This is a genomic window from Streptomyces sp. NPDC002867, assembly GCF_053591895.1.
In genome coordinates this window covers 111,045-134,591 of the sequence record NZ_JBSFUR010000001.1, presented here as the reverse complement: position 1 = coordinate 134,591, position 23,547 = coordinate 111,045, and the positions used below count along the sequence as shown (strand labels likewise).

Annotated in this window: 23 protein-coding genes and 1 pseudogene; 9 read left to right on the top strand and 15 right to left on the bottom strand. The window is 73.1% G+C overall.

Going from position 1 to position 23,547, the window contains the following annotated elements:
* Positions 1-76: 76 nt before the first annotated feature.
* A complete protein-coding gene (locus ACWD0A_RS00615; RefSeq protein ID WP_451293216.1) occupies positions 77-232 on the bottom strand; it encodes a hypothetical protein in 156 nt (51 codons plus the stop codon).
* Positions 233-283: 51 nt separating this feature from the next.
* Here ACWD0A_RS00615 and ACWD0A_RS00610 point away from each other — a divergent pair, with 51 nt between their 5' ends.
* Positions 284-1,264: a hypothetical protein gene (locus tag ACWD0A_RS00610; protein WP_451293214.1), complete on the top strand. Its 981-nt coding sequence runs from the start codon at positions 284-286 to the stop codon at positions 1,262-1,264.
* A gap of 303 nt (positions 1,265-1,567) precedes the next feature.
* Entirely contained in the window at positions 1,568-2,218 is a 651-nt protein-coding gene (locus ACWD0A_RS00605) for a class F sortase (protein WP_451293529.1), read from the top strand.
* A 67-nt stretch (positions 2,219-2,285) separates the two neighbouring features.
* Here ACWD0A_RS00605 and ACWD0A_RS00600 read toward each other — a convergent pair whose 3' ends face one another.
* Positions 2,286-3,140 (bottom strand): polysaccharide deacetylase family protein, encoded by an 855-nt coding sequence (locus ACWD0A_RS00600; protein WP_451293212.1) that lies wholly within the window; start codon positions 3,138-3,140, stop codon positions 2,286-2,288.
* A 155-nt stretch (positions 3,141-3,295) separates the two neighbouring features.
* On the opposite strand from ACWD0A_RS00600, the gene ACWD0A_RS00595 reads away from it, so the two are divergent.
* The 3 genes from ACWD0A_RS00595 to ACWD0A_RS00585 all read left to right on the top strand — a co-directional run bounded on the left by ACWD0A_RS00595 (position 3,296) and on the right by ACWD0A_RS00585 (position 5,417).
* Positions 3,296-3,757: a universal stress protein gene (locus ACWD0A_RS00595; protein ID WP_451293210.1), complete on the top strand. Its 462-nt coding sequence runs from the start codon at positions 3,296-3,298 to the stop codon at positions 3,755-3,757.
* Between the two features lie 441 nt (positions 3,758-4,198).
* Positions 4,199-4,816 carry a sigma-70 family RNA polymerase sigma factor gene (locus ACWD0A_RS00590; protein WP_451293208.1) on the top strand — a complete coding sequence of 206 codons (618 nt, stop codon included), beginning with the start codon at positions 4,199-4,201 and terminating at the stop codon, positions 4,814-4,816.
* A 136-nt stretch (positions 4,817-4,952) separates the two neighbouring features.
* Complete coding sequence (locus ACWD0A_RS00585) at positions 4,953-5,417, top strand: hypothetical protein (protein WP_451293527.1); 465 nt, start codon at positions 4,953-4,955, stop codon at positions 5,415-5,417.
* A gap of 24 nt (positions 5,418-5,441) precedes the next feature.
* Here the strand turns inward: ACWD0A_RS00585 and ACWD0A_RS00580 are convergent, their stop codons facing one another.
* The 5 genes from ACWD0A_RS00580 to ACWD0A_RS00560 all read right to left on the bottom strand — a co-directional run bounded on the left by ACWD0A_RS00580 (position 5,442) and on the right by ACWD0A_RS00560 (position 10,212).
* Positions 5,442-6,671 carry a sensor histidine kinase gene (locus ACWD0A_RS00580; protein ID WP_451293206.1) on the bottom strand — a complete coding sequence of 410 codons (1,230 nt, stop codon included), beginning with the start codon at positions 6,669-6,671 and terminating at the stop codon, positions 5,442-5,444.
* Complete coding sequence (locus tag ACWD0A_RS00575) at positions 6,668-8,401, bottom strand: sodium/solute symporter (RefSeq protein WP_451293204.1); 1,734 nt, start codon at positions 8,399-8,401, stop codon at positions 6,668-6,670. The genes ACWD0A_RS00580 and ACWD0A_RS00575 overlap by 4 nt, the downstream gene beginning before the upstream one ends.
* A 2-nt stretch (positions 8,402-8,403) precedes the next feature.
* Complete coding sequence (locus ACWD0A_RS00570) at positions 8,404-8,784, bottom strand: hypothetical protein (RefSeq protein ID WP_451293202.1); 381 nt, start codon at positions 8,782-8,784, stop codon at positions 8,404-8,406.
* Positions 8,785-8,966: 182 nt separating this feature from the next.
* A complete protein-coding gene (locus ACWD0A_RS00565) occupies positions 8,967-9,236 on the bottom strand; it encodes a hypothetical protein (RefSeq protein ID WP_451293200.1) in 270 nt (89 codons plus the stop codon).
* A gap of 148 nt (positions 9,237-9,384) precedes the next feature.
* On the bottom strand, positions 9,385-10,212 hold the full coding sequence (locus tag ACWD0A_RS00560; RefSeq protein WP_451293198.1) for a LytR/AlgR family response regulator transcription factor: 828 nt from the start codon (positions 10,210-10,212) through the stop codon (positions 9,385-9,387).
* A gap of 158 nt (positions 10,213-10,370) precedes the next feature.
* Here ACWD0A_RS00560 and ACWD0A_RS00555 point away from each other — a divergent pair, with 158 nt between their 5' ends.
* Positions 10,371-11,042: an anti-sigma factor family protein gene (locus ACWD0A_RS00555; protein WP_451293196.1), complete on the top strand. Its 672-nt coding sequence runs from the start codon at positions 10,371-10,373 to the stop codon at positions 11,040-11,042.
* 82 nt (positions 11,043-11,124) lie between these two features.
* On the opposite strand, the gene ACWD0A_RS00550 is transcribed toward ACWD0A_RS00555, so the two are convergent.
* The 5 genes and pseudogenes from ACWD0A_RS00550 to ACWD0A_RS00530 form a co-directional block, all read right to left on the bottom strand.
* Positions 11,125-11,985 (bottom strand): Fpg/Nei family DNA glycosylase, encoded by an 861-nt coding sequence (locus tag ACWD0A_RS00550; RefSeq protein WP_451293194.1) that lies wholly within the window; start codon positions 11,983-11,985, stop codon positions 11,125-11,127.
* Positions 11,986-12,072: 87 nt separating this feature from the next.
* Positions 12,073-12,473: pseudogene (locus tag ACWD0A_RS00545) on the bottom strand (amidohydrolase family protein); the annotation flags it as partial.
* Between the two features lie 241 nt (positions 12,474-12,714).
* Positions 12,715-14,085, bottom strand: coding sequence for a wax ester/triacylglycerol synthase family O-acyltransferase (locus ACWD0A_RS00540; RefSeq protein ID WP_451293192.1), 1,371 nt, complete (start codon positions 14,083-14,085; stop codon positions 12,715-12,717).
* A gap of 102 nt (positions 14,086-14,187) precedes the next feature.
* Entirely contained in the window at positions 14,188-16,260 is a 2,073-nt protein-coding gene (locus tag ACWD0A_RS00535) for a SpoIIE family protein phosphatase (RefSeq protein WP_451293190.1), read from the bottom strand.
* Between the two features lie 55 nt (positions 16,261-16,315).
* Positions 16,316-17,476 (bottom strand): DUF6777 domain-containing protein, encoded by a 1,161-nt coding sequence (locus tag ACWD0A_RS00530; RefSeq protein WP_451293188.1) that lies wholly within the window; start codon positions 17,474-17,476, stop codon positions 16,316-16,318.
* A gap of 155 nt (positions 17,477-17,631) precedes the next feature.
* Here ACWD0A_RS00530 and ACWD0A_RS00525 point away from each other — a divergent pair, with 155 nt between their 5' ends.
* From ACWD0A_RS00525 to ACWD0A_RS00515, 3 genes are read left to right on the top strand one after another with little or no spacing between them, the layout of a single operon-like run.
* Entirely contained in the window at positions 17,632-18,453 is an 822-nt protein-coding gene (locus ACWD0A_RS00525) for a YndJ family protein (RefSeq protein WP_451293186.1), read from the top strand.
* Positions 18,450-18,992: a DUF1990 family protein gene (locus ACWD0A_RS00520; RefSeq protein ID WP_451293184.1), complete on the top strand. Its 543-nt coding sequence runs from the start codon at positions 18,450-18,452 to the stop codon at positions 18,990-18,992. The genes ACWD0A_RS00525 and ACWD0A_RS00520 overlap by 4 nt, the downstream gene beginning before the upstream one ends.
* 31 nt (positions 18,993-19,023) lie before the next feature.
* On the top strand, positions 19,024-20,430 hold the full coding sequence (locus ACWD0A_RS00515; RefSeq protein WP_451293182.1) for a lipase maturation factor family protein: 1,407 nt from the start codon (positions 19,024-19,026) through the stop codon (positions 20,428-20,430).
* Between the two features lie 100 nt (positions 20,431-20,530).
* Here ACWD0A_RS00515 and ACWD0A_RS00510 read toward each other — a convergent pair whose 3' ends face one another.
* The 3 genes from ACWD0A_RS00510 to ACWD0A_RS00500 form a co-directional block, all read right to left on the bottom strand.
* Entirely contained in the window at positions 20,531-20,701 is a 171-nt protein-coding gene (locus ACWD0A_RS00510; protein ID WP_451293180.1) for a hypothetical protein, read from the bottom strand.
* Between the two features lie 298 nt (positions 20,702-20,999).
* On the bottom strand, positions 21,000-22,463 hold the full coding sequence (locus ACWD0A_RS00505) for an SDR family NAD(P)-dependent oxidoreductase (protein WP_451293178.1): 1,464 nt from the start codon (positions 22,461-22,463) through the stop codon (positions 21,000-21,002).
* Positions 22,464-22,556: 93 nt separating this feature from the next.
* Entirely contained in the window at positions 22,557-23,267 is a 711-nt protein-coding gene (locus ACWD0A_RS00500) for a (2Fe-2S)-binding protein (protein ID WP_451293176.1), read from the bottom strand.
* Positions 23,268-23,547 lie beyond the last annotated feature (280 nt).

The following is a 23,547-nucleotide window of genomic DNA, read 5'->3' as shown; positions in this document are numbered from 1 at the left end:
CAACCGCCCGCCGCCCCGAGTCCCGCGCAGGACTCGGGGCAACGGGCGGTTGGGTCCGACCGGGAGGTTCGACCGATCAGGCCTGACCGCTGACCGTGCGGCGGCGGCGGACGATGAAGAGGCAGCCGCCGACGGCCGCCGTGGTGACCAGGCCGGCGCCGACCGCCATCTCGGTGCCGGTGGGCCCGATCGACCCGCCGAGTCCGCCCGCCGCACCGCGTGCGCGGATCACCGTGAACGAGGCGCTGGCGGTCCGCGAGCTGTCGTTGCACCGGACCGTCAGGTGGTAAGTGCCGGGAGCAGCGTTGTTGCGGACGCGGGCCGTGGCCGTGGCCGCACCCCCACCGTCACCACCGCGGTTGCCACCGTCACCGCCAAAGTTGCCACCGTCCCCACCAAAGTTGCCACCGTCCCCACCACGGGGGTCACTGTCCCCACCACGGTTGTCACCCTCGTCGCCGCCACGGTTGCCACCGTCATCACCACGGTTGCCACCGTCATCACCACGGTTGCCACCGTCATCACCACGGTTGTCACCCTCGTCACCGCCACGGCCGCCACCGTCACCACCAAAGTCGCCACCGTTGTCACCGCGGTTGCCGCCGTCGCCACCGTTGTCACCGCGGTTGCCGCCGTCACCGCCAAAGTTGCCACCGTCGCCACCACGGCCACCGCCGTCATCACCACGGTTGCCACCGTCGCCGCCACGGCCCCCGCCGTCACCACCAAAGTCGCCACCGTTGTCACCGCGGTTGCCGCCGTCACCGCCAAAGTTGCCACCGTCGCCACCACGGCCACCGCCGTTATCGCCACGGCCACCGCCGTCACCGCCAAAGTTGCCGCCGTCGCCACCACGGCCGCCACCGTTATCGCCACGGTTGCCGCCGTCGCCACCACGGCCACCGCCGTCGCCACCACGGCCGCCACCGTTATCGCCGCGGTTGCCACCGTCACCACCACGACCCCCGCCGTCACCACCACGACCCCGACCGTCACCACCGAAGTTGCCGCCATCACCACCACGGCCACCGCCGTCGTTCCGGGAGAGCACGGCGTCGGGAAAGGCGTTCGAGCTGACGACGCCACCGCGGTGGCAGCCGTCGACGCTGATCGTCAGGGTGCCTCCGGGGAAGACCGAGGACGGGCTGACGTGGACGTTCCTCGGGCCGTCGCCACCGCCGGCGGCGGCCAGCGGAGCGCAGAGCCCGACGGCCGCGAAAGCGGTCGCGGTCGCCGCGAGAGCGCGTGTAGCACGCATCGTTGAACCTCCAGCGGAAGACGCTCCGGAGCGGCGCTCCGGGATATTCGACGAGGACGCCTCCCATGACGAACCCTCACCGCCAGTGACGTACGTCGCATTTCGGCCTTGGTCCACCCCAGTGAGCGACACGCCGTGCGGGCGACCCGCCACCTGACGGAGCCGCAGGTCACAGACCGTTAGGATGTTTATCAGCCCGTTACTCGGATGGGTCACCCCGAGTGGCCGCCGCCACCCGTTCGCCCTTCCCTTCTCGCAGCGCCCGCCGACCGCACTTAGCGTGACCACATGCGCACAAAGGGGAGAACCATGGGCCAGGACATCTACGGCTCCGAGCGGAGACGACGCTCGCCCTGGGGCGTGCTGGCCCTCGTCATGCTCAGCGGGATCGCGCTGATGAGGAACGGCGTCGACGCGGGGATCGGGCCCCCGCAGCCCGCGGCCGCCGCGTCGCTCGGCAAGCACGCGGGCGAGACGTTCCTGCCCGTGCCGCTCGAACCGCTGCCGTACGCGCCCCCGACCCGGGTGCGCGTCTCCTCGCTCAAGGTGGACGCGCCGATCATGGACGTCGGCCTGGACGAGAAGGGGTGGATCGCGGCACCGCCTGCGCAGGAGCCCAACCTCGCGGGCTGGTTCCAGAACGGCGTGGCCCCCGGTCAGCGCGGCACCGCCGTGATCGTCGGGCACGTCGACAACCAGGCGGGCCCGGCGGTGTTCTACGGTCTCGGCTCGGTGAAGCCCGGGGATTCGGTCGAGGTGCCGCGACTTGACGGCAGGACGGCTGTCTTCGAGGTGTACGGCGTGGAGGTGTTCTCCAAGACGGACTTCCCCGGGGTCCGCGTCTACGGCGACACCGGTTCGCCCGAGCTGCGGGTCATCACCTGCGGGGGCGGCTACTCCAAGACGCACGGCTACGACGGCAACGTCGTCGTCTTCGCACGTATGGTCAAGGCCCGCTGACCCGCGGCCCATTGCCGGCCACGGCCTCCGTGGCCGGCGGCCGGCCGGTCGCCGGCCGCCGACCCGCTCAGCGACGGGGGACGGTGATGCGGTAGCCCTCCTCCAGCAGCTTCGGCAGGTACCTGCGCAGGGCCGCGACGCTCTGGGAGCGATTGCCGCCCCCGTCGTGGGAGAGCACGACGACACCCGGGGCCGCGCCCTGCAGCACCCGCCTGACGATGGTGCGGGTGCCGGGGGTCGTCCAGTCCAGCGTGTCCAGGGTCCAGGCCAGCGGTTCCATGCCGAGCTCGGCGCCGATCTCGAAGGAATGCCGGTTCCACGCTCCGTAGGGCGCCCGGTACCAGAGCGGTGCGGCGCCCACCGCCTCCTCGACGACGTCGCTCGTCCTGCCCAGCTCGTCACGGATCCGGGACGGCGCCAGGCCGGGGACGAGCGGGTGCGACCAGGTGTGGTTGCCGATCACATGGCCGTCGTCGGCCATCTCCCGCAGCAGGTCCCCGTGGTGCGTCGCCATCTCCCCGCAGACGAAGAACATCGCCTGCACGCCGTGTTCACGCAGGGTCGAGAGGATGCCGGGGGTGTAGCGCGGGTCCGGTCCGTCGTCGAAGGTGAGCACCATCGTGCGGTCCGTCGCGGGCACCTTGCGGAAGGGCCTCGTGCGCACCGGCGGGACCGCGCGGCGCAGACTCGCGGGGGGATACGCGGTCATGGGCTCCAGACGGTAGGACGACGCCTTCGGCGGCCGTGCCGCGGTCCGAGGTCCCGCGGCACGGCCGGGCGGAGCGGGGGCGGGCGAGGGCGCGGTGCGCCCGGATGTGATGGGCTCGCCGGCGAACAGCTCGCCGACGACGGCGGCACCGCCGAGGCAAGCGGCGAGGCGGAGCACCGAGCGGCGTCCGCGGAGCAGCTGGTCCTTGTCCATGGCCCATGGCTCGCACGGCTGACGCCGCGGGCAACCGATCGACACCGGGTTGCGGGGCGGATTGACCCGATGGGAGCAGTACCGCGGGCCGGGCGCTCCGCACGGGTCCTCGGGCGCGTCGGCGGCCGTCCGGCCGGGGTACCAGCCTCGGTGGCGTGACCGAGCATCCAGCCCACCGGTTCGAACGCGGTACGGACGGGCCGAAGGTGATCCTCGTCGGCCTGGGCGGATCGGATTCGTCGCTGCGGGCCGCGGCCTACGCGAGCGGTCTCGCACGGCGGCAGCGTGCGCTGCTGGCGATCGTCTACGTCCAGCCGGTGATGCCCGCGGGCGCGGCGCTCGGTGTGCCGGTGGCCGTCGCGACCGGGGAGATCGCCGAGGGCCTCGTCACCGAGATCCGTACGGCGGCCGAGCGGGTGCGCGGTATCTGGGACGTCCGCTGGGAGTTCCACACCTTCCGCGGCGACCCGTACACGGGACTGGTCACCGCGGCCGACGAACTCAAGGCGGACGCCGTGGTGGTGGGGGCCTCGGAGTCGGCGGGCCACCGGATCATCGGCTCGGTCGCGGTGCGGCTGGTGAAAGCGGGCCGGTGGCCCGTGACCGTCGTCCCGTAGGGCCGGTGCCCGGGGCCCTCAGCGGCCCTTGGTGAGTCCGTCCGTCGTGCCGCGCGCCGTGGCCGCGCACCACGGCGCCGACGTCCGCGAGGGCCGTGCGGTGGTCGTCGCGTTCGCGATCGGTCCCCAGCGCCTCGGGCAGGCTGACGACACGTCCGGCGACGGTGTCCGTCCACTGCGGGACGGACATGTGCCGCCCGCGGCCGCCAGGGCGGGCCTGCCCCCGCGGCCGCCAGGCGGTCGGTGCCTCCTGCCACGGCGACGAACAGCTGGACGGTGACCACGCAACGGGCGTACCGGTCCGGCCGACCGTTCGCCGCACCACTCGCCGCTCGGTGCGACCGTTCGTCGACGACCGCTGTGCGGCGTCTGTCGCTGTGCGCCCGGATGCGTTCGTATACGGCACGTGGCAGCGACCGACGGGTGAAAGGGTGTTCGGCAATGGCAACGGCGACCGCGACGACCGACGAGTGTGCCATGGCGGAGCTGCAGCGCGACCACGGCCCCGCCCTCATGAGCTTCCTGCTCGGCCTCACCTACGGGGACCAGCAGCGCGCCGAGGACCTGCTGCAGGAGACGCTGGTGCGCGCGTGGCAGCACCCGGAAGCGTTCGAGGGCCCCTACGAGTCGATGCGGCCCTGGCTCTTCACCGTCGGCCGGCGCCTCGCCATCGACGCACGGCGCTCCCGGCTCGCGCGCCCCACGGAGATCGGCGACGGCGTCCTCGCCACCACACCGGACCCGAAGGACCCGACCGAGAGCACGGCCCTCGCCCTCGACGTCCGGGCCGCGATCGGCGCCCTGAGCCCCGAGCACCGCGCGGTGCTCGTGCAGATCTACTTCCGCGGGCTGAGCGTCAACGAGGCCGCACAGGCGCTCGGCATCCCGCCGGGGACCGTCAAGTCGCGCTCGTACTACGCGCTGCGCGCCCTCGCCCGGTCCCTGCCGGGCTACAGCCGACGCGCCGTCCCGTCCGCCCCGCCGGCCCCGGTGCCGCACTCCGTGCACACGGACCACGACCACACGGTGTCCCTATGCCGAACGTCACGCCGGAGTTGAGCAAAGAAGGGCCCCCGTCCGTCTTGGACGGTGGAGGCTCGTCATCGAGTCCCGGACGCGGTCGAGAGGAAAGTGGGTGGGAGGCGTGCAGCGCGAGAGTGCGAACGGCGCCGGGGGACCGGGGCTGGCGGTCCCCATGGCGTGGCTGTGCGCCGAGTACACGGCCGAGGAGATGCTGCGGGCCGGCGCGCTCGTCGAGTACGGCTCACTCGAGTTCCGGGCGGGGCGCCGGGCCCTGGCGCTGACCATCCACCTGTGCGACGGCCCGGGAGCACCGGAGGCGGTGCGCTCGGCGGCCACGATCGAGGAGTGGCTGTCGCTGACCTCGTACGGACACCCCTGGCAGGAGTGGGTCGAGGAGCGGCTCGCCACCAGGGCAGCCCGGGAACGGCACGGCGGCCCGGACCCCGATCTGGCGCTGGCGACCGCCGCCTGGGACTGGCTGCGCACCACCGAACTGCTCGCGGCCGACCTCGGGGACCTGGAGCCGTGGCATCCGGCGCGCCCGCTCGCCGCCGGCGTGGACGAGACGAGCCAGGTGTGGACCCCGGCCTGGCAGCTGGGACTGCCGCTGGGGCATCTGGCGATCCACCTGTGGTGAGGACCGCACCACGGCCGGGCGGCCTCAGTCGACGCGCCGGCCCGCCGAGAAGTGCACGCCCGCACGGTACTTGGGGATCCGGATCGTGATCTTCATGCCGGCTCCGACGGCCGTCTCGATGACGAGCCCGTAGTCGTCGCCGTACACCTGGCGCAGCCGCTCGTCGACGTTCAGCAGCCCGATCCCCGACGCGGTGGACCGCTCCCCCGCCAGGATCGCGCGCAGCACCTCGGGGTCCATGCCCACCCCGTCGTCCTCGATCGTCACCGTCGCCTCCGAGCCCGCGTCCTGGGCCGCGATCATGATGCGGCACTCGTGCCGGGAGTCCTCGAGGCCGTGCTTGACGGCGTTCTCGACGAGGGGCTGCAGGCACAGGAACGGCAGGGTCACCGGCAGCACCTCGGGCGCCACCTGCAACGTCACCTTCAGCCGGTCGCCGAAGCGGGCGCCCGCGAGCGCGAGGTACTGCTCGATGCAGCGCAGCTCGTCCGCGAGATGGGTGAACTCGCCGTGCCGGCGGAAGGAGTAGCGGGTGAAGTCGGCGAACTCCAGCAGGAGATCGCGGGCACGCTCCGGATCGGTCCGGACGAACGAGGCGATGGCGGCGAGCGAGTTGAAGATGAAGTGCGGCGAGATCTGGGCGCGCAGAGCGCGGATCTCCGCCTCGATCAGCCGGGTGCGGGAGCGGTCGAGCTCGGCGAGTTCCAGCTGGACGGAGACCCAGCGGGCGACCTCGGTCGCCGCCCGCACCAGCACCGCCGACTCCCGCGAGCCGTAGGCCACCAGGGTGCCGAGCACACCCTCCTCTCCGGTCAGCGGCGCGATGACCACCCAGCGCAGCGGGCACTCCAGGTCCTCGCAGTCGGAGTGCACGCTCTGGCTGCGGCCCGAGTCCAGGACCTCGGCCACCCGCACCATCACCTGCCGCTCATGGTGGTCGGCGCCCGGCCCGTCCCACGCGAGGACGCGCTCGCGGTCGGTCAGGCACAGCGCCTCGGTGCCGAGCAGGGAACGCAACCGCCTGGCCGCCTTGCGCGCCGTGTCCTCGGTCAGCCCCGCACGCAGCGGCGGGGCGGCGAGGGACGCGGTGTGCAGGGTGTGGAACGTCGCGTGCTCCACAGGCGTGCCGAGGTCGAGGTCCGGCCGCACGCCGCGCCGGGCGCCTGCCCTGCCGAGGGCGAGACCCAGCACCGCCCCGACGGCGAGCAGCACGGCGCCCGCCGCGGCCAGCGCGGCCGCTTCCGTACCGGTCATCGCTCCGCTCCTTCGGGCTGCGGCCGGCCGGCGAGCTCCTCCGGGAGATGCAGCCGGGCAAGGGTCGCGGCCGCGCCGGCGGGTATGTGGCGTGCGGTGGCCAGCGAGACGGCCACCATCGTCAGGAAGCCCAGCGGTACGGACCACAGCGCGGGCCACGCCATCAGCGTGTGCGGCCAGCCGTCCGGTGCGAGGCCCGCCCGCGTGGCCATGACCGCGGTCAGGGCCGAGCCGCCGCCGAGGACCAGGCCCGCTGCCGCACCGGGCGGGGTGAGCCCGCGCCACCAGATGCCCAGCACGAGCAGCGGGCAGAAGGACGACGCGGCGACGGCGAACGCGAGCCCCACCGCGTCGGCCACCGGCACGTTGCTGGTCACCACGGACAGGCCCAGCGGCACGGCCATGGCGAGCAGGGTCGCGAGCCGGAAGTGCCGTACGCCGCGCGAGGGCAGGACGTCCTGGTTGATGACCCCGGCCACCGACATCGTGAGGCCGGACGCCGTGGACAGGAAGGCGGCGAACGCGCCGCCCGCCAGCAGCGCGCCGAGCAGCTCCCCCGCGAGCCCGCCGATCACCCGCTCGGGCAGGACGAGCACCGCGGCGTCGGCGGCACCGGTCAGGGCCAGTTCGGGCGCGTAGATGCGGCCGAGGGCACCGTAGACGGGCGGCAGCAGGTAGAAGGCGCCGATCAGGCCGAGCACGACGAGGGTGGTCCGGCGCGCGGCCCGGCCGTTGGGACTCGTGTAGAAGCGGACGGCGACATGCGGCAGGCCCATGGTGCCGAGGAACGTGGCGAGGATGAGTCCGTACGTCGCGTACAGCTGGTAGCCGTCCCGCCCGCCGGACAGGGGCTGGGACCAGCTCACCGGGTCCGTCCCCGAACCGGTCCGCTCGGGCACCTCCGCGCCTTCCGGCAGGCGCAGGACGGTCCCTGCCTCGATGCGGTGGGTGCCCTCGCCGAGGGTGACCTTCTCGCCGTGGTGGCGGATCTCGTCGACCGCGCCGGTGACGCCGAGGGTGAGCGGTCCGTCCAGGTCGACGCGTACGGTGTCGCCGAACCGGACGTCGGTGTCCGCGCGGAGCACGGCGGGTGCGTCGAAGCGGGCGCGCGGCGCGTCGTCGCCCGCCCAGGCGGCGACGAGGAACAGTGCGGGCACCAGCAGAGCGGTCAGCTTGAGCCAGTACTGGAAGGCCTGCACGAACGTGATGCTGCGCATGCCTCCGGCCGCGACGGCGCCGGTGACGACGACGGCGACGACCAGGGAGCCGAGCCAGTCCGGCGCGCCGGTCAGGATCTCCAGGGTCAGCCCGGCGCCCTGCAGTTGGGGCAGCAGATACAGCCAGCCGATGCCGACGACGAACAGGGACGCCAGCCTGCGGACGGCGGAGGACTCCAGGCGGGCCTCGGCGAAGTCGGAGAGCGTGTACGCGCCGGAGCGGCGCAGCGGGGCGGCGACGAGCACGAGCAGGACGAGATAGCCGGCGGTGTACCCGACCGGGTACCAGAGCATGTCGGGCCCCTGGAGCAGGACCAGGCCGGCTATCCCGAGGAAGGAGGCCGCGGAGAGGTACTCGCCGCTGATAGCGGCCGCGTTGAGACCCGGCTTGACCGTGCGCGAGGCGACGTAGAAGTCGGAGGTGGTGCGGGATACGCGCAGGCCGAGCGCGCCGATGAGGACGGTGGCGAGCACCACGACGGTGACCGCGGCCACCGCGTAGGTCTGGTTCACGGTCAGCGGCCTTCGACGAGCCTGGTGAAGTCGCGTTCGTTGCGCTCGGCCCGGCGCACGTACCGGCGAGCGGTCAGCCACATGACGGGGTAGACGCCGAAGCCGAGGGCGGCCCAGACGAACGGGGCCGGGGAGCCCGGAAACCCGCCGAGCACGGCGGGCAGGGCGAACAGGAGCGGCAGCGTACCGACGAGGAGCACGAGGGCGCCGAGCGCGACGAGGGCGGCCCGCAGCTGGCTGCGCATCAGGGAGCGCACATACGTGGTGCCGAGCGTGGTCTGCTCGCTGATCTCGAACCGTGCGGGCGCGTGGCCGGGGGGCCGCCGCGTGGCCCGCGGCACCCCGGTGACCACCTCGCGGCGAGGGGGCTGCTCTGCTGACATCGTCCGTCCGCTCCAGCGTCTGTCGGCGAAGGCGGGTGGATGGGGAGTCTACGCAGCGGCGATCACGGTGGGTAGGGGCGAGCCGGCCGCGGACGCGCCCGGCGCGACGGGCGGCTTGCTCCGGAGCTCCGGGACTCCGGGACTCCGTGGCCGCCGTTCCCGCTCGGCCGGGGCGGGTGCGGTCAGTGCGGGCGCGGGCCCGCACAGGCGCTGAGGGCGATCTCCAGTTCCACGTACGACTCCTCCGCCCGGCGGAACGCCACCTCCAGGGCCGCTTCGGTACGGGGACCCGCGAGGCCCCTGGACGCCTCGCGGATGCCCTCCAGCACATCCGCCCAGCGGCCGGCCGCGCTGCGGGCGGCGGCGAGCAGTGCCTCCAGATCGGCCGGGCCCGAGGGAGGCTCCGAGGGCAGTCCGTTCAGCTCGTCCAGCAGTGCTTCGATGTCGGACATCAGGCCCCTTCTTCCCCCGGCGTGATCAAGGTTAGGTCCGCGGCGCGCGGCCCGGGAGGCCGGCGGAGGGCGCCTCGCCCAGCGGGGCAGGTCCGTCGCCGGACGGCCCGACGCCTGCGACCAACGGCTCCTCGCGGCCGTCGAACGGTCAGCCCCGGACGCCGGGAGCGGGCCCGCCCGAGCCCTTGGGACCGCGCGGGAGCATCAGCAGGTCGCGCAGCTGGCGCGCGTGGCGGCGGCTCACCGCCAGCTCGGCGGTGCCCACCCGCACGGTCGTCGTCCCGGCGTCCAGGCGGAGTTCGTCGATGCGGCCGAGCGCGACGAGGTGGCTCCGGTGGATGCGCACGAAGCCGCGCGAGGCCCAGCGCTCCTCCAGCGTGGACAGCGGGATGCGGACCAGGTGGCTGCCCTCGGCGGTGTGGAGCCGTGCGTAGTCGCCCTGTGCCTCGACATAGGTGATCTCGTCGACCGGTACGAAACGGGTCACACCGCCCAGCTCGACGGGTATCTGCTCGGGACCGGGCCCGGGCACCACCGTGGGCAGCGTTGCCGGCGCGGGCTGGGGGCGCTGCGTGTCGCGCTGCGGGACGACCAGTTCCCGGACCCTGCGGACCGCCTCCGCCAGCCGTTCCCTGCGCACCGGCTTGAGGACGTAGTCGACTGCCTTGAGGTCGAAGGCCTGCACGGCGAAGCCCTCGTGCGCCGTGACGAACACGATGAGCGGCGGCCTGGCGAATCCGGCGAGCAGTCTGGCGACGTCGAGGCCGGTCAGCCCGGCCATGTGGATGTCGAGGAAGACGACGTCGATGGCCTCCTCGCTGTCGGGGCCCGCTTCGAGGGCCCGCCCGATGCGCCGGAGCGCCTCGGTGGCGTCGGTGGCCCCTTCGGCGCTGCGGATCCGGGAGTCGGCCCGCAGGAGGTAGAGCAGTTCCTCGAGCGCCGGTCTCTCGTCGTCGACAGCCAGTACGCGCAGCATGCTGCGGAGTTTAGGCGCGACCCGGAGCGCGGACCACGCCCCGGTTTCCGTACGCCTTTGCGATCGCGTCCTGCGGCTGGCCGCCGGGTTGAGCAGAGCGACTTCCTGCTGCGTATACCAGGGTGACCGCCCGTAACACGAGGAATCGAGGACCCCCGATGAGCCGCCAGCAGCCGCACGAGGATGTGGCCGCCTACGCGCTGGGCGTCCTGGAACCTGCCGATGCGTTCCGTTTCGAGGAGCATCTCACCGAGTGCGTCATGTGCGCGGTCCGGCTCTCGGACTTCACCGCCGTCGCCCGGGCCGTGGCCGAACTCGCCGGTCCCGCGCGTGCCGACGCCCGCCCCTCGCCCCGCCTGCTGGACCGGCTCACGCAGCACGTGGCGCTGGAACGGCGGCGCGCCCGCCGGCGGCGGCTGCGGCTGGCGGCCGCGGCGGCCGTGCTGGCCGTCGGCCTGCCCGCCGCCGTGGTCGTGGCCCAGGACGGCGGAGATCGGCCGGCGCCGCAGCGGGTCGTGGCGTCCGACCCCGTGACGGGCGTGCGGGCATCGGTGGCCCTGGAGGACCGGAGGTGGGGGACGTCGGTGGCGATGCGGTTGGCGGGTCTGCCGGGGCCGCGCACATGCCGGCTCGTTGCGATCGGCAAGGACGGGGTGGAGCATCCGGTGCTGAGCTGGTGGGTGCCGGCCGGCGGGTACGGCGTCGCCGACGGCCCCGGGTACGCGGGGCCTTTGGACATCGAGGGGACCACCGGCCTGCACACGGCGGAGATCGGCCGCTGGGAGGTGCGCGGCGACCGGGGCGAGCGGCTGCTGTCGATCGGCGGCTGAGCCGGGGGCGTACCGCGCGGGGGCGGGCGGGCATGGCGCTTGTCGGAGGAACGCCGGGCGGGAGGGGGAGCGGGAGGCGCCGTCACTTCAGCAGGCGCGAGAGCCTCCGGTCGGCGAGCGGCTTCCCGCCCGTCTGGCATGTGGGGCAGTACTGCAGGGACGAGTCGCTGAACGACACCTCGCGGATGGTGTCACCGCAGACCGGACACGGCTCCCCCGTGCGCCCGTGGACCCGCAGCCCGCTCTTCTTCTCCGACTTGAGCCGTCCCGCCGCCAGGCCCCGCGAGCGTTCGACGGCTTCGGCGAGCGTGGTGCGCAGCGCCTCGTAGAGCACGTCGGTCTCGTGCTCGTCCAGGTTGTGGACCGGTTTGAAGGGAGACATCTTCGCCGCGTGCAGGATCTCGTCGCTGTAGGCGTTGCCGATGCCGGCGATCAGGCTCTGGTCGCGCAGCGCGCCCTTGACCTGGCGCCGCTCCCCCGCGAGCACGGCGGCGAAGGCGGCGCGGTCGAAGGAGTCGGCGAGCGGGTCGGGGCCGAGCCTGGACACGCCGGGCACATCGGCGGGGTCGCGTACGAGGTGCACGGCGAGACGCTTGGTGGTGCCCGCCTCCGTGAGGTCGAAGCCGCCGCCGTCCGTCAGGACCGTGCGCAGGGCGAGCGGCCCCTTGCCCGGCCGGGGCGGCGTCGCGGGGAACTCGTCCTTCCACTGGAGCCAGCCCGCGCGGGCGAGATGGACGACGAGATGCAGGCCGCCGGCGGTGATGTCGAGCCACTTGCCGTACCGGTCGACGGCGGTGACGTCGGCCCCCTCGATCGCGGTCAGCGGCGGGTCGTACGTCTTGAGGACACTGACGGCCACCGGCATGACACGGGCGACCCGGCGGCCGACGAGATGGCCGTCGAGGAACTCTCGGAGTGCTTCGACCTCGGGCAGTTCGGGCATGTCTCCACCCTGCCGCACGGGGCGGCCCGCCGCACCAAGTGCGGCCCGTCCCGCACGGGTGTCACACCCGAGGGACAGGGGCTCGGGTCACAGTCCGTAGACGCGGGAGGCCGTCGCCCCGAACACGGCCCGTCGCTCGTCCTCGCCGAGGGCGGCCGTGAGCTGCCTGGCCGCGTCGACGACCTCGCCGTAGGAGGCGGTGAGCCGGCACACCGGCCAGTCCGATCCGAACATCAGCCGATCCGGCCCGAAGGCGTCGAGCACGGTGTCCGCGTACGGCCGCAGGCCGTCCACGGTCCAGCCGTCCCGGTCGGCCTCGGTCACCAGCCGGACAGCTTGCAGACCGTGTTCGGCCGCGCGGCGAGCACGCGTACCGATCCGGCCCACGGGTCGAGTTCGCCGGAGGCGACGGGCGGCTTGCCGAAGTGGTCCAGCACGAAGGTGAGTCCGGGGACCCGGGCCGCGGCCTCGGCGGCGGCGGGCAGCTGAGGTCGGCGGTTGCCGCCTCGGGGTCGACGGGGGCGTAGAGGTTGCCGAGCGCTGCGGCGCCGAAGGAGAGTCGGGTGATCTCCACCGTGCTGCGTCCGAGCGTGCTGCGTCGCATCCCGTTGCTGCCCCTTCGCCGTGGGTCCGGGCGGCCTTCGATCACCCGCATATTCATCGGACCACTGCGACGGATTCAACACCTGTGCACGGGAATCCCGCAGCATGCCCGGCTATCAGTCCGATCTACCGGGCCATTCCCGCTCGGGATCTGTTGCTGCCGACGAGGCTCACCAACGCGTCCAGCTCCTCCCGCGCCGCATGCGCCAGACGGTCGACGTCGGGCAGCGCCTTGCCGTCGGCGACCAGCCCGATGTGCACCTGACCGCCGTACGTCGACATGGCCACCGCCAGCGACTGTCCCCGGGCGAGCGGCGCCATCGGGTAGATCTCGCGCAGGGGGCAGCCGCCGAGGGACAGGGCCGATCGGGGCAGCGGCACGCTGGTGACGAGGACGTCGAAGAGCATCCGTGCGGCGCCACCCGCGATCGGGGCTCCGAACCGGTGGGCCAGCGGCGGCAGTTGGTCCGCGAGCAGCGCGACGGCTCCGGCCCCGCGCGCCGGCCCCGCCGCCTTGTTGCGGTCCATGGCCTCGCGGACGGAGGCGAGGCGCGCCAGAGGGTCCGGCTCGGCGACGGGCAGCTGGAGCAGGTAGGCGGACAGTTTGTTGCCCGAGCCGGAGGGGCTGCCGGGGCGGCGGCGCGAGACCGGCACCAGGGCGCGGGGGCCCGCGGCGGGCAGCCGTTCGCCGCGCTGGTGCATCCAGCGCCGGAGCGCGCCGGCGACGACGGCGAGCAGCACGTCGTTGGCGGTGCCGCCCGCGACGCGGCGCACCTGCTGCACGTCGTCCAGCGGCAGCACGGCGGTGCCGAGCCGTCGCGTACCGCTCGGGGCCGCGGTCAGGGCGGGCAGCCCGCGCGGGTCGAGCCGGCTGGCCCGTACGACGGAGGCGCCGACGCCGACCGCGCGGCCCAGTTCCTCGATACGGCTCTGGGCGAGGTCGGCGAGCATGCGGGGCCCTGCGAGCCAGGAGCGCGGGGGCACGGGGCGCGTGCGGCGGGTACCGGTACGGCGGGCATCGGCGATCTCGTCGAAGATGCCCGCGCCGATGGCGACGGCGCGCATGCCGTCGGCGAGGGCGTGGTGGAGTTTGACGAGCACGGCGAAGCGTTCGCCGCGGGGGTCGCGCAGGAGGTACATCTCCCAGGGGGGCAGACCGCGTTCGAGCGGACGCTCCATCAGCTCACCGGCCGTCGACGTGACTTCGGCGATGAAGTCGTCGCCGGTCAGGCACACGTCCCGGACGTGGCGTCGCACGTCGAAGTCCTTGGCGGCGCTCCAGGCGGCTCCGCCGACGGGGAGCAGGACGTCGCGGACCCGCATCCTCAGCCGGGGCATGGCGGCGGCGCGGTCCGCGAGCAGGCCGAGGACGCCGTCGGCGCCCCCGCCGCCGGGCGGGGCGCCGAAGAGGGCGAGGGCGCCGAGGTGCATGGGATGACCGGCGGATTCCAGATGCCAGAACGCCAGGTCCAGCGGGGCGAGAAGCTCAGAGCTCACGTGGTCCTCATGTCTCTGGGAGGCCGGGAGTCGCAGTCAACATCTTCCGGACGGTTACGGTCAAGTATGATCGGTTCACGGACAGTTAACAGTCGCCAGCGATCAGATCCGCGGCCGGTCCGGAATGAGGAACTCGCACCACACGCACTTGCCGCTGCCGCGCGACTCCACGCCCCACGACTCGGACAGCCGGTCGACCAGCATCAGGCCCCGTCCCGACACTCCCGACTCCCCCGCGTCCCGCCTGCGCGGCAGCGCGCTGGAGCGGTCCTCGACCTCCACCCTCATCCGCCGTTCGATGCCCGACAGCACCCGCACGGTGACGACGGCCCCGCCGTCCGTGTGCAGCAGCGCGTTGGTGATCAACTCGTCGGCGGCCAGCTCGACCTCGTCCGCCCGCTCGTGCGCACCCCAGGCCCGTACGGCGGCTCGGACCATGTGCCGGGACGAGCGCAGCGCCTCCGGGTCGTTCTGTCCGACGTGCTGCTGGAGGCGGCCGAACACCTGAGGCGCGTAGGCACCTTTGCGGCGCAGCAGCAGGAGGGCCACGTCGTCGTCACCACCGCGCTCGTCGACGACCTCGCACAGCCGGTCGGCGAGCAGTTGGAGATCGCGTGGCCCGCTGTGCACCAGGGCGGCCAGGAGCTGCATCCCGTCGTCGAGATCGGCGCCGGGCTGTTCGACCAGGCCGTCCGTGTAGAGCAGCAGCGTCTGTCCGGGGTCCAGTTCGACGGTGCTGACCGTGTATTCGAGCCGGCCGAACTCGGCGGAGAGCCCGAGCGGCAGCCCGCCCGGCACCGGCAGCCTGCGGCAGCTGCCGTCCTGGTTCCTGATCAGCGGATCGACATGACCGGCACGCACCATCTGCACCACCCCGGTGGACAGGTCCACCTCGGCATAGGTGCAGGTCGCGAACCGGTCGGTGTCGAGCTCGTGGAGGAAGACCGACGACCTGGCCATCACCGTGGCGGGGGTGTGGCCCTCGGCCGCGTACGCCCGCAGGACGATGCGCAGCTGGCCCATGACGGCGGCGGCGTGCGTGTCGTGGCCCTGTACGTCGCCGATGACGGCGCCGACCCGGCCGCCCGGCAGCGCGATGATGTCGTACCAGTCGCCGCCGATGTCCCGGCCGAGGCGGGCGGAGCGGTAGCGCACGGCGATCTGGGCGCCGGGCACCTCCGGGATACGGCGGGGCAGCATCGCCTGCTGCAGCCCTTCGGCGAGGTCGTGCTCCTGCTCGTACAGGACGGCGCGCTGGAGGCTCTGCGCGATGCTGCTGCCGAGGGCGACCAGCAGATTGCGCTCCTCCGGCGTGAAACCGGTCTTGTCGCGGTACAGCAGGCCGAGTGCCCCGATGGGCCGGGCCTGGGCGATGAGCGGCAGATAGGCGGCGGCGGAGATGTCGAGGTCGCCGATCGCGTGCCAGAGCCGGGGGTAGGACTCGGCGAAGTCCTCCTTGGACTCGATGAACCGGGGGGCGAGCGTGCGCACCACCTCGCTCATCGGGTACTGGTCGTCGACGCGGGTGTAGCGGGTGCCCGGGACGAAGGAGCCCTCCGGCCCCTCGGCGACGAGGCGGATCCTCCCGGATTCGAGCAGGCCCATCACCAGGCTGGTCGCGCCGAGGTGTTCGAGGCCGTGCGAGTCCTTCAGCAGCTCGATGACGTCCTGGACGGTGCGGGCGTGGGCGAGCGCGGCCGTCGTGGTCTCGACGACGCTGGTCTGACGGCGGCGCTCCTCGTCGACCTCGACGCGTGCGCTGGAGTCGGCGAGCTCCTGGGTCGCGTCCCGCACGATGCCGATGATGCGGACCGGACGACCGCTCTCGTCGCGGCGCACGCATGCCTGGGTGTGCGTCCAGCGCAGGGTCCCGTCGCGGCAGCGGATGCGGAAGTACGCGCCGTAGTGGTTGCTCCCGCGCTTGAGGGCCTGCGCCACCATGCTGTCCAGGCGGACGGCCTCGTCCGCCGGCACCCGGGCGGACAAGCTCGCCGGGTGGCCGTCGTACTCGTCCGGGTGCAGATCGAACACGTCGAGGCCGGGCTCGTCCATGTGCATCAGACCGGTGGTGAGATCCCAGTCGAAGCAGCCCATGCGATTGAGCGTCAGGCTCACGTCCGCGTGCGCCGGCCAGTCGTCGGGGAGCGACAGGGCACCCGCTGCCCGATCAGCCATGGAGCCACTCTGCCATCATTCGGCGCATTCCACGAGCGGATCGGGCAGGGTCCCCTCAGCCCTGGTAGGGCTCCGGCGCGACGTCGTCCTGGGCCGGTGCCATGTCGTCCCCTGCGGGCGCCTCGGAAGGCGGCACCGGGTCCGGCTCGACCGGCGCCTGCGGCTCCGCGCCCGGGACCGGCGGGTCGGCCGGCAGGGGCTCGACCTGGTCCTGCGGGTCCTGAGGCACGTCCGCGAAGGGCTCGTCCACCGGGTCCCACGGTTCGGCCGGCGACTGCGGCGCGGGCACCGCGCCCTGGGGGGCCGGGGCGTCGGGCGCCGGGACGTCGGGCGCCGGAGCCTGGGGCGAGGGCCTGCCGTCGGGCCCGGCGGGGCCGACGGCGCCGGAGGAGGCGCCCTGGTCGGCGGAGCCGGCGGATTCGGAACGCGTCAGGTCCATGAACACCTCGTCGGGGTCGACGGGCGGCAGGACCTCGGGCCGGGTGTCCTCCTCACCGTCGGTGCCGGCGGGCCGTTCGATCCAGGTGCCGTCGGCGGTGTCGACAATCAGCAGGTTGTTGACCACCTGGACGGCCGGCTTGATCACGAGGGCCCGGTCGGCACGGTAGCCCGGCCACGGGTCACCCTTGGTCGCGACCGTGCGCTTGACGGCGACCGGCGGCTTCAGCGGGTTGCCGCCGGCGCAGCGCACCCGGGGGGCGCCGTACTGGTCGACGAGCACCGCGGTGCCGGTCTGGAGGACGGCCTGGTAGGCGGCCGCCTTGCCGTCGCGGAAGGAGTGGCCGGTGATGCGGGTGTCGGAGCGCAGTACGACGGAAGTGAGGCCGCGCAGGAACTGGGGGATGTCCGCCCGGTCGATCCCGGCGCCCTCGGCGAAGGCGCGGGCCTTGTCCTGGTCGCCGCCGAGGAGGCGGACCTGGGCCTCGACGTCGCAGCTCGCGATCGCGTGGGTGCCGGCGTACAGCCCGGGCGTCGAGCCCGACAAGGTGCGCAAGGTCGTCCCCGCGCCGGACAGGCTCCTGGGTGCCGCGGTGACGAGCGGCGGTGCGAAGGCGGGCGTGGGGAGGGCGGTCGACGCCGTGAAGGGATCGGGGCCCTTGGCCGCGAGCGGCTGGAGGAGCACCTCCTCCGATTCCGCCGCCCGGCTCTCGCCGCCGCATCCGGCAGCCAGGGGCCCTGCACACAGCACGGCGACCGCCGCGAACAAAGGACGCATCGGTGAGCGCACCAAGATCTCCCGCCTTCCGCAACTCGAGATGTCCCTCAATTTCTGACGGATAGACAGACGGGGCGCGACTTGAACACGTTCAGTTCAACCTCTAGGCTCCACTCCAAGGAATTGAACATGTTCAAGCCTGGGGTGGGTGCCTGATGTCCGCACTGGTCAACCTGATCGTGATGCTGGGAATGCTCTTCGTGGTGCCCGCGGGGCTGCGTCTGATCGACCCGGTCCGGCTCGCGCCCGTTCGGCGGACATGGCCGCTGTTCGCGTCGGCGGGAGCGGTCGCCCTGTGGTTGCCCCGCGGCGCGGCCGCCGTCGCGCTCGCCGCCGTCTACGCCGTGGGCACGCTGGTGCTGGCCGCCCAGGCCCCGAGGCGGCTGCTGCGCACGCGGTCCCTCGCCCCGGCGGAGTTCGCCGCGCTCACCGCGCTGGTGACGCCCTCGGTCGCGGGCGTCGCGCTGGTCGCCGAGCGGGCAGGTCACGAGCTCTTCGGTTTCTCCCTGCCGATCCTGGCGCTCACCGTGCCCCACTTCCACTTCGCGGGCTTCGCGGCGGCACTGGTGGCGGGCCTGGTGTGCCAAGCCACCGACGCAACCGGGCTCGCCCGGTTCGCGGCCCTGAGCGTGCCGGCCGGCACCCTGCTCGTCCTCGGCGGTTACTTCACGGGTGACTGGGCCGAACTGGCCGGGGCACTGGTACTGACCGCCGGCATGTGGGCCGTGGCACTGCTGACCTGGCGCGACGTGCGCGGCGGCGAACGGGACCGCGGCACGCGGGCGCTGCTCGGTGTCTCGGCGGCCGTGCTTGTGGCGACGATGCTGCTCGCACTGAGCTGGGCCGTCGGCGAAGCGGCGGACCTCCCCCACCCGAACCTGACCTGGATGGCCGCCACCCACGGCCTCGGCAACGCTCTGGGCTTCGGGCTCTGCTCGGTGCTCGCCTGGAGACGACTGAAGGAGACTGCCGCATGAACCGCCCGGACGCCCGAGGCTCGCTCACCTACCCCGAGACCGGCGCCACCCGGCACGGCCCGCTGCCGGACGGCTACCACCATCTGCACCACACGGTCCGCATCGGCTGCGGTCGCGCGGCCTTCGAGGCGGCCGGGGCCGCTGTGACCGGATGGGGCATGCACCGCGGGTCGGGGGCCCGGGTGCGCGCCACCGCCGACCGGGCCGAGGCGGGAGTCGGCGTCCAGATCGCGGTGGGCGCCGGACCGCTGCGGCTGACCGCGCCGTGCGAGGTCATCTGGGCCGTGTACGAGAAGGACCGGACGGGGTTCGCGTACGGAACGCTGACCGGCCACCCGGAGTGCGGCGAGGAGGCGTTCACGGTCGATCTGCACGACGACGGCTCGGTGTGGTTCACGGTCCTCGCCTTCAGCCGGCCCGCCGCCTGGTACACCCGGCTCGCCGGGCCGCTCGTGCCAGTGGCCCAGCGGCTCTACGCCCGGTGGCTCGGGCGCACGCTGCGCGGCATCGCCGCCGCGGCCGGGCGCCCGGCCGGCTGATCACCGGGGCGGCTGTCCGATACTGGGAGGGATGGAGTGGTTCGGCGACGATGCCTACTGGCTGAGCCGGCTGGTTTTCCAGCGGGCTCTTGCCGCCGTGTACCTGGTCGCCTTCCTCTCGGCGGCGCTGCAATTCCGCGCGCTGATCGGCGAGCGGGGCATGCTGCCGGTGCCGGCGTTCCTGCGCCGGGTGCCCGCCCTCGAGGTGCCGACCCTGTTCCGGCTGCACTACTCGGACCGCTTCTTCGCCCTCGTCGCCTGGACCGGCGTCCTGCTGTCGGCCGCGCTGGTCGCCGGCGCGGCCGACGACGTCCCGCTCGGCGCCGCGATGGCGTGGTGGGCGGTGCTGTGGGCGCTGTATCTGTCCATCGTCAACGTCGGCCAGACCTGGTACGGCTTCGGCTGGGAGTCCCTGCTGCTGGAGACCGGGTTCCTCGCGGTCTGGCTCGGCAACGAGCGCACCGCACCCCCGGTGGTCGTGCTCTGGCTGCTGCGCTGGGTGCTGTTCCGGGTCGAGTTCGGCGCCGGGCTCATCAAACTCCGCGGCGACCTGTGCTGGCGCGAGCTGACGTGCCTGTACTACCACCATGAGACCCAGCCGATGCCCGGCCCGCTGAGCTGGTTCTTCCACCATCTGCCGAAGCCCGCGCACCGCGTGGAGGCGGGCGCCAACCATGTGGTGCAGCTGGTGGTGCCCGTCCTGCTGTTCACTCCCCAACCGGTGGCGAGCGTCGCCGCGGGCCTGATCGTGGTGACCCAGCTGTGGCTGGTGCTCTCGGGCAACTTCGCCTGGCTGAACTGGCTGACGATCGTACTGGCCCTGCCCGCCGTCGACGGCTCGCTGATCGCCGACGGGCCGGAACTGCCGGACGCCCCGCTGTGGTACGCGGTTGTGGTGCTGACCGTGGCCGCGGGGCTGCTGGCCCTGAGCTACCGGCCCGTGCGCAACCTGCTCTCGCGGCGCCAGGCGATGAACCGTTCCTACGACCCCCTCCATCTGGTCAATTCGTACGGGGCGTTCGGGACGGTGGGCCGGGTCCGCTTCGAGATCGTGGTGGAGGGCACGGACGAGCGCGTGGCCCACGAGGGCACGGTGTGGCGCGAGTACGGCTTCAAGGGCAAACCGGGCGATGTCCGCAGGCTGCCGCGCCAGTTCGCGCCGTATCACCTGCGGCTCGACTGGATGATGTGGTTCGCCGCGCTCTCCCCCGCCTACGCCCGCTCCTGGTTCCTGCCCTTCGTGGAGCGCCTGCTGGACGGTGACCGGGACACGCTGCGGCTGCTCGCGCACAACCCCTTCCCGGACGCCCCGCCGGTGCAGGTGCGCGCGCGGCTGTACCACTACCGGTTCACGACCTGGCAGGAGTGGCGGCGCACGGGGGCGTGGTGGCACCGGACCGCGATACGGGACTTCCTGGCGCCGACGAGGCTGCGCTGAAACGGCAGGTGCGCCGCGCCCGGTCCTGACGGCGGGCAGTCACGGTGAACACACCCGTGCCCCCTGCCGGGAAGGCAGGGGGCACGGGGCGAAGCGCCGATCAGTCGATGCCGGGAAGGATGTGCGGCTCGGCCAGGTCTTCCTCGTATCCGGCCAGCCGGATGGGGGCGGAACGGGCCCAGACCTCGAGGTTGCGGATCTCCTCGGTCTTGCCGGGCGGTTCGGTGCCGTTCTCCGACGGCCGCTTCTCATGCTTCGCATCTGGTGTCACCGCGCACTCCTCTGTGTCGCGTATGTGGGACAAGGGCAGTTGGGTCGCGGTGGCGCCGTCAACTCGGGCGGGACCGCGGCCTGGTTGCAAGCCTGTCCCAGGACGACCGAAGGGGACTTGTGGATCCCTTGGAGGCCGTCCGTTCACCCCAGGGTAACCAAATGAGCGGACCCCCGCTCGATGGGGCCGATAATGCGGCTCAATTCACGCCAACAACCCCCTCCAGATGGACAACGGCCGGTGCACCTGCTGGTGCACCGGCCGAAGGGGGTGGAGCTATGGGCGAGTTGCCCGATTGTTACCAGTTTGCGGGGGCGTAGTCCTTGAGGAAGCAGCCGAACAGGTCCTCGCCGCTCTCGCCGCGGACGATCGGGTCGTACACGCGGGCGGCTCCGTCGACGAGGTCGAGCGGGGCGTGGAAGCCCTCCTCCGCCAGACGCATCTTGTCCGGGTGGGGGCGCTCGTCGGTGATCCAGCCGGTGTCCACGGCGGTCATCAGGATGCCGTCGCTCTCGAACATCTCCTGCGCGCTGGTGCGGGTGAGCATGTTGAGCGCGGCCTTGGCCATGTTGGTGTGCGGGTGGCCCGCACCCTTGTAGCCGCGGCTGAAGACGCCCTCCATGGCGGAGACGTTCACCACGTACTTGCGCCGGCCAGCGGCGGCCGCCATCACCGGGCGGAGCCTGCTGATCAGGATGAACGGGGCGGTGGAGTTGCAGAGCTGCACCTCGAGCAGCTCGACGGGGTCGACCTCGGAGACCGTCTGGATCCAGCTGTTGGTGTCGTGCAGGTCCGGGACCAGGCCGCCGGCGTCGATGGCGGTGCCGGCCACGATGCGCTCCAGGGACGCGGAGCCGCTGACCAGCGCGAGGTCGGTGACGTCCTGGGCGCTCAGGCCCTCGCCGCGGGACGAGGGCAAGGCGGCGACCGCGTCCACCGCGCCGCTGCCGAACGTGCCGATGACCTGCGCGGGCGGCAGCTCGCCCGCCGGCAGCGGAGCCGACTCGGCGGCGACGAGCTCGCTGTACGCCTGGGGCGAGCGGCGCACGGTCTGGGCCGCGTTGTTGATCAGGATGTCGAGCGGGCCCTCGGCGGCGACGGAGTCGGCCAGGGCCACGACCTGCGCGGGGTCGCGCAGGTCGATGCCGACGATCTTGAGGCGGTGGATCCACTCGTCGCTGTCCGGCATGGCCTTGAAGCGGCGGATGGCGTCGTTGGGGAAGCGCGTGGTGATGGTGGTGTGGGCGCCGTCACGCAGCAGCCGCAGCGCGATGTACATGCCGATCTTGGCCCGGCCGCCGGTGAGCAGGGCGCGCTTGCCGGTCAGGTCGGCGCGGGCGTCCCGGCGGGCGCGGTTGTCGGCCGCGCACTTCTGGCACAGCTGGTGGTAGAAGGCGTCGACCTCGACGTAGCGGGTCTTGCAGATGTAGCAGGAACGGGGTCGCTGGAGTATGCCCGCGATCTCGCCCATGACGGACGAGGACGGCAGCAGCCCCTGGGTCTCGTCGTCGATGCGCTCGGCGGAGCCGGTGGCGGTGGCCTCGGTGACGGCCCTGTCGTGCGCGGTCTTCGCGGCCCGGCGCTCCTGGCGGCGGCGCTGCTTGACCGCCCGGTAGATGCCGGCGGTGGCGCGGCGCACGGCGATGGCGTCCGGGTGGTCGATCTCCAGCTTGTCGAGCTCTTCGAGCACGCTCAGGCAGACGGCCAGACGCTCGGGGTCGATGCCCGGTCCGTCTACCGGGCTGTCCTCTGTGACGGTCATGGCCTGTGTTGTTCCTCGATCACTCGAATGCCGGAGTTTCAAAAGCGCGATTTTACTGAGTGAAGGGGTGCCGGCCAAATGACGAGCGTCACGTCATGCCCGGCCTCGGCTCTGCCGGCGCCCCGGCGGACGGTCGAACACGCAGTCGCCGCACAGCCCGCCCGACGGACAGCGGTAGTACAGGCAGCAGGTACGGCGCCGCTGCGCGGGACCGTGCACCGTCCCGGCCAGTCCGGGGCCGGCGAACAGCTCGCCCGCGAGCGAGGCCGCCCGCTCGGCTGCCTCGGGCCGCCCGGTGCGCCGCGACCACGTCATCAGCTCCCGTACCGCTCCCGCGAGGGCGGAGCCCGCGTTGCCCCACAGCAGCCGCGACGAGACACGGGTGTCGCGCCGCACTGCCTCGGCGAGGGGGACGAGGTGCCGCAGCTGCACGGTCTCGCGGACGGTGGCCGCGTCCGCGGGGAGCCCGCGGACCTCCCGCAGCACCAGGTCGTCGGGCGCGCTCCTGGCCGGATCCCAGTGCAGCAGGGCCGGGTCGAGGTCGGGCACGCGGCCGTGGAGCACCGCGCAACCGAGGGCCATCGACCACAGGCGGGCGGCGAGCCCGAGGTGGGCGACCGAGGCGGCGACGCGGCGCTCGGGCGCGCGCAGCCCGGCGACGACCGTGTCGACGCGCACGGTGAGCAAGGGACTCCGGCCCGCGTACACGTCGGCGAGTGGACGGTGCCCGGGCTCCGGCTCACCCGCGCGCAGCGCGAAGAACCCGCCGACGGACGCCGTCTCGGCCAACAGCGTCGGATCCATGCCGCTCCCCCGCTCTCCCACCCGTTCCGACTCTCCCACCCGTTCCGGCCCGCCGAAAATCCGGTGACGGCGCACCGGATCACCGTAAGGATGTCGCGGAGTCCGGCGGCGGACGACACCGGTGTCCCGAAGACACGGCCGTCGCCGGCCGTGCCGCGCGCGGCAAGGGTGCAAAACGGATACTGGGGATGAACCCGTGCGGCGGGCGGGCCGGTGGTCCCCCCGGCCCGCCCGCGCCCCCGCCGGAAGGGGGATCCGGGACGTCTTCCCGTACTACCGC

What these genes read in the sequence shown, in the direction of transcription:
- ACWD0A_RS00550 (WP_451293194.1), bottom strand. Translation starts at nt 11,985, where the DNA reads ATGCCCGAACTGCCCGAGGTCGAAGCACTCCGAGAGTTCCTCGACGGC.
- ACWD0A_RS00570 (WP_451293202.1), bottom strand. Translation starts at nt 8,784, where the DNA reads ATGTCAGCAGAGCAGCCCCCTCGCCGCGAGGTGGTCACCGGGGTGCCG.
- ACWD0A_RS00600 (WP_451293212.1), bottom strand. Translation starts at nt 3,140, where the DNA reads ATGGACAAGGACCAGCTGCTCCGCGGACGCCGCTCGGTGCTCCGCCTC.
- ACWD0A_RS00585 (WP_451293527.1), top strand. Translation starts at nt 4,953, where the DNA reads ATGGCGTGGCTGTGCGCCGAGTACACGGCCGAGGAGATGCTGCGGGCC.
- ACWD0A_RS00520 (WP_451293184.1), top strand. Translation starts at nt 18,450, where the DNA reads ATGAACCGCCCGGACGCCCGAGGCTCGCTCACCTACCCCGAGACCGGC.
- ACWD0A_RS00580 (WP_451293206.1), bottom strand. Translation starts at nt 6,671, where the DNA reads ATGACCGGTACGGAAGCGGCCGCGCTGGCCGCGGCGGGCGCCGTGCTG.
- ACWD0A_RS00505 (WP_451293178.1), bottom strand. Translation starts at nt 22,463, where the DNA reads ATGACCGTCACAGAGGACAGCCCGGTAGACGGACCGGGCATCGACCCC.
- ACWD0A_RS00500 (WP_451293176.1), bottom strand. Translation starts at nt 23,267, where the DNA reads ATGGATCCGACGCTGTTGGCCGAGACGGCGTCCGTCGGCGGGTTCTTC.
- ACWD0A_RS00530 (WP_451293188.1), bottom strand. Translation starts at nt 17,476, where the DNA reads ATGCGTCCTTTGTTCGCGGCGGTCGCCGTGCTGTGTGCAGGGCCCCTG.
- ACWD0A_RS00515 (WP_451293182.1), top strand. Translation starts at nt 19,024, where the DNA reads ATGGAGTGGTTCGGCGACGATGCCTACTGGCTGAGCCGGCTGGTTTTC.
- ACWD0A_RS00555 (WP_451293196.1), top strand. Translation starts at nt 10,371, where the DNA reads ATGAGCCGCCAGCAGCCGCACGAGGATGTGGCCGCCTACGCGCTGGGC.
- ACWD0A_RS00590 (WP_451293208.1), top strand. Translation starts at nt 4,199, where the DNA reads ATGGCAACGGCGACCGCGACGACCGACGAGTGTGCCATGGCGGAGCTG.
- ACWD0A_RS00605 (WP_451293529.1), top strand. Translation starts at nt 1,568, where the DNA reads ATGGGCCAGGACATCTACGGCTCCGAGCGGAGACGACGCTCGCCCTGG.
- ACWD0A_RS00525 (WP_451293186.1), top strand. Translation starts at nt 17,632, where the DNA reads ATGTCCGCACTGGTCAACCTGATCGTGATGCTGGGAATGCTCTTCGTG.
- ACWD0A_RS00565 (WP_451293200.1), bottom strand. Translation starts at nt 9,236, where the DNA reads ATGTCCGACATCGAAGCACTGCTGGACGAGCTGAACGGACTGCCCTCG.
- ACWD0A_RS00535 (WP_451293190.1), bottom strand. Translation starts at nt 16,260, where the DNA reads ATGGCTGATCGGGCAGCGGGTGCCCTGTCGCTCCCCGACGACTGGCCG.
- ACWD0A_RS00560 (WP_451293198.1), bottom strand. Translation starts at nt 10,212, where the DNA reads ATGCTGCGCGTACTGGCTGTCGACGACGAGAGACCGGCGCTCGAGGAA.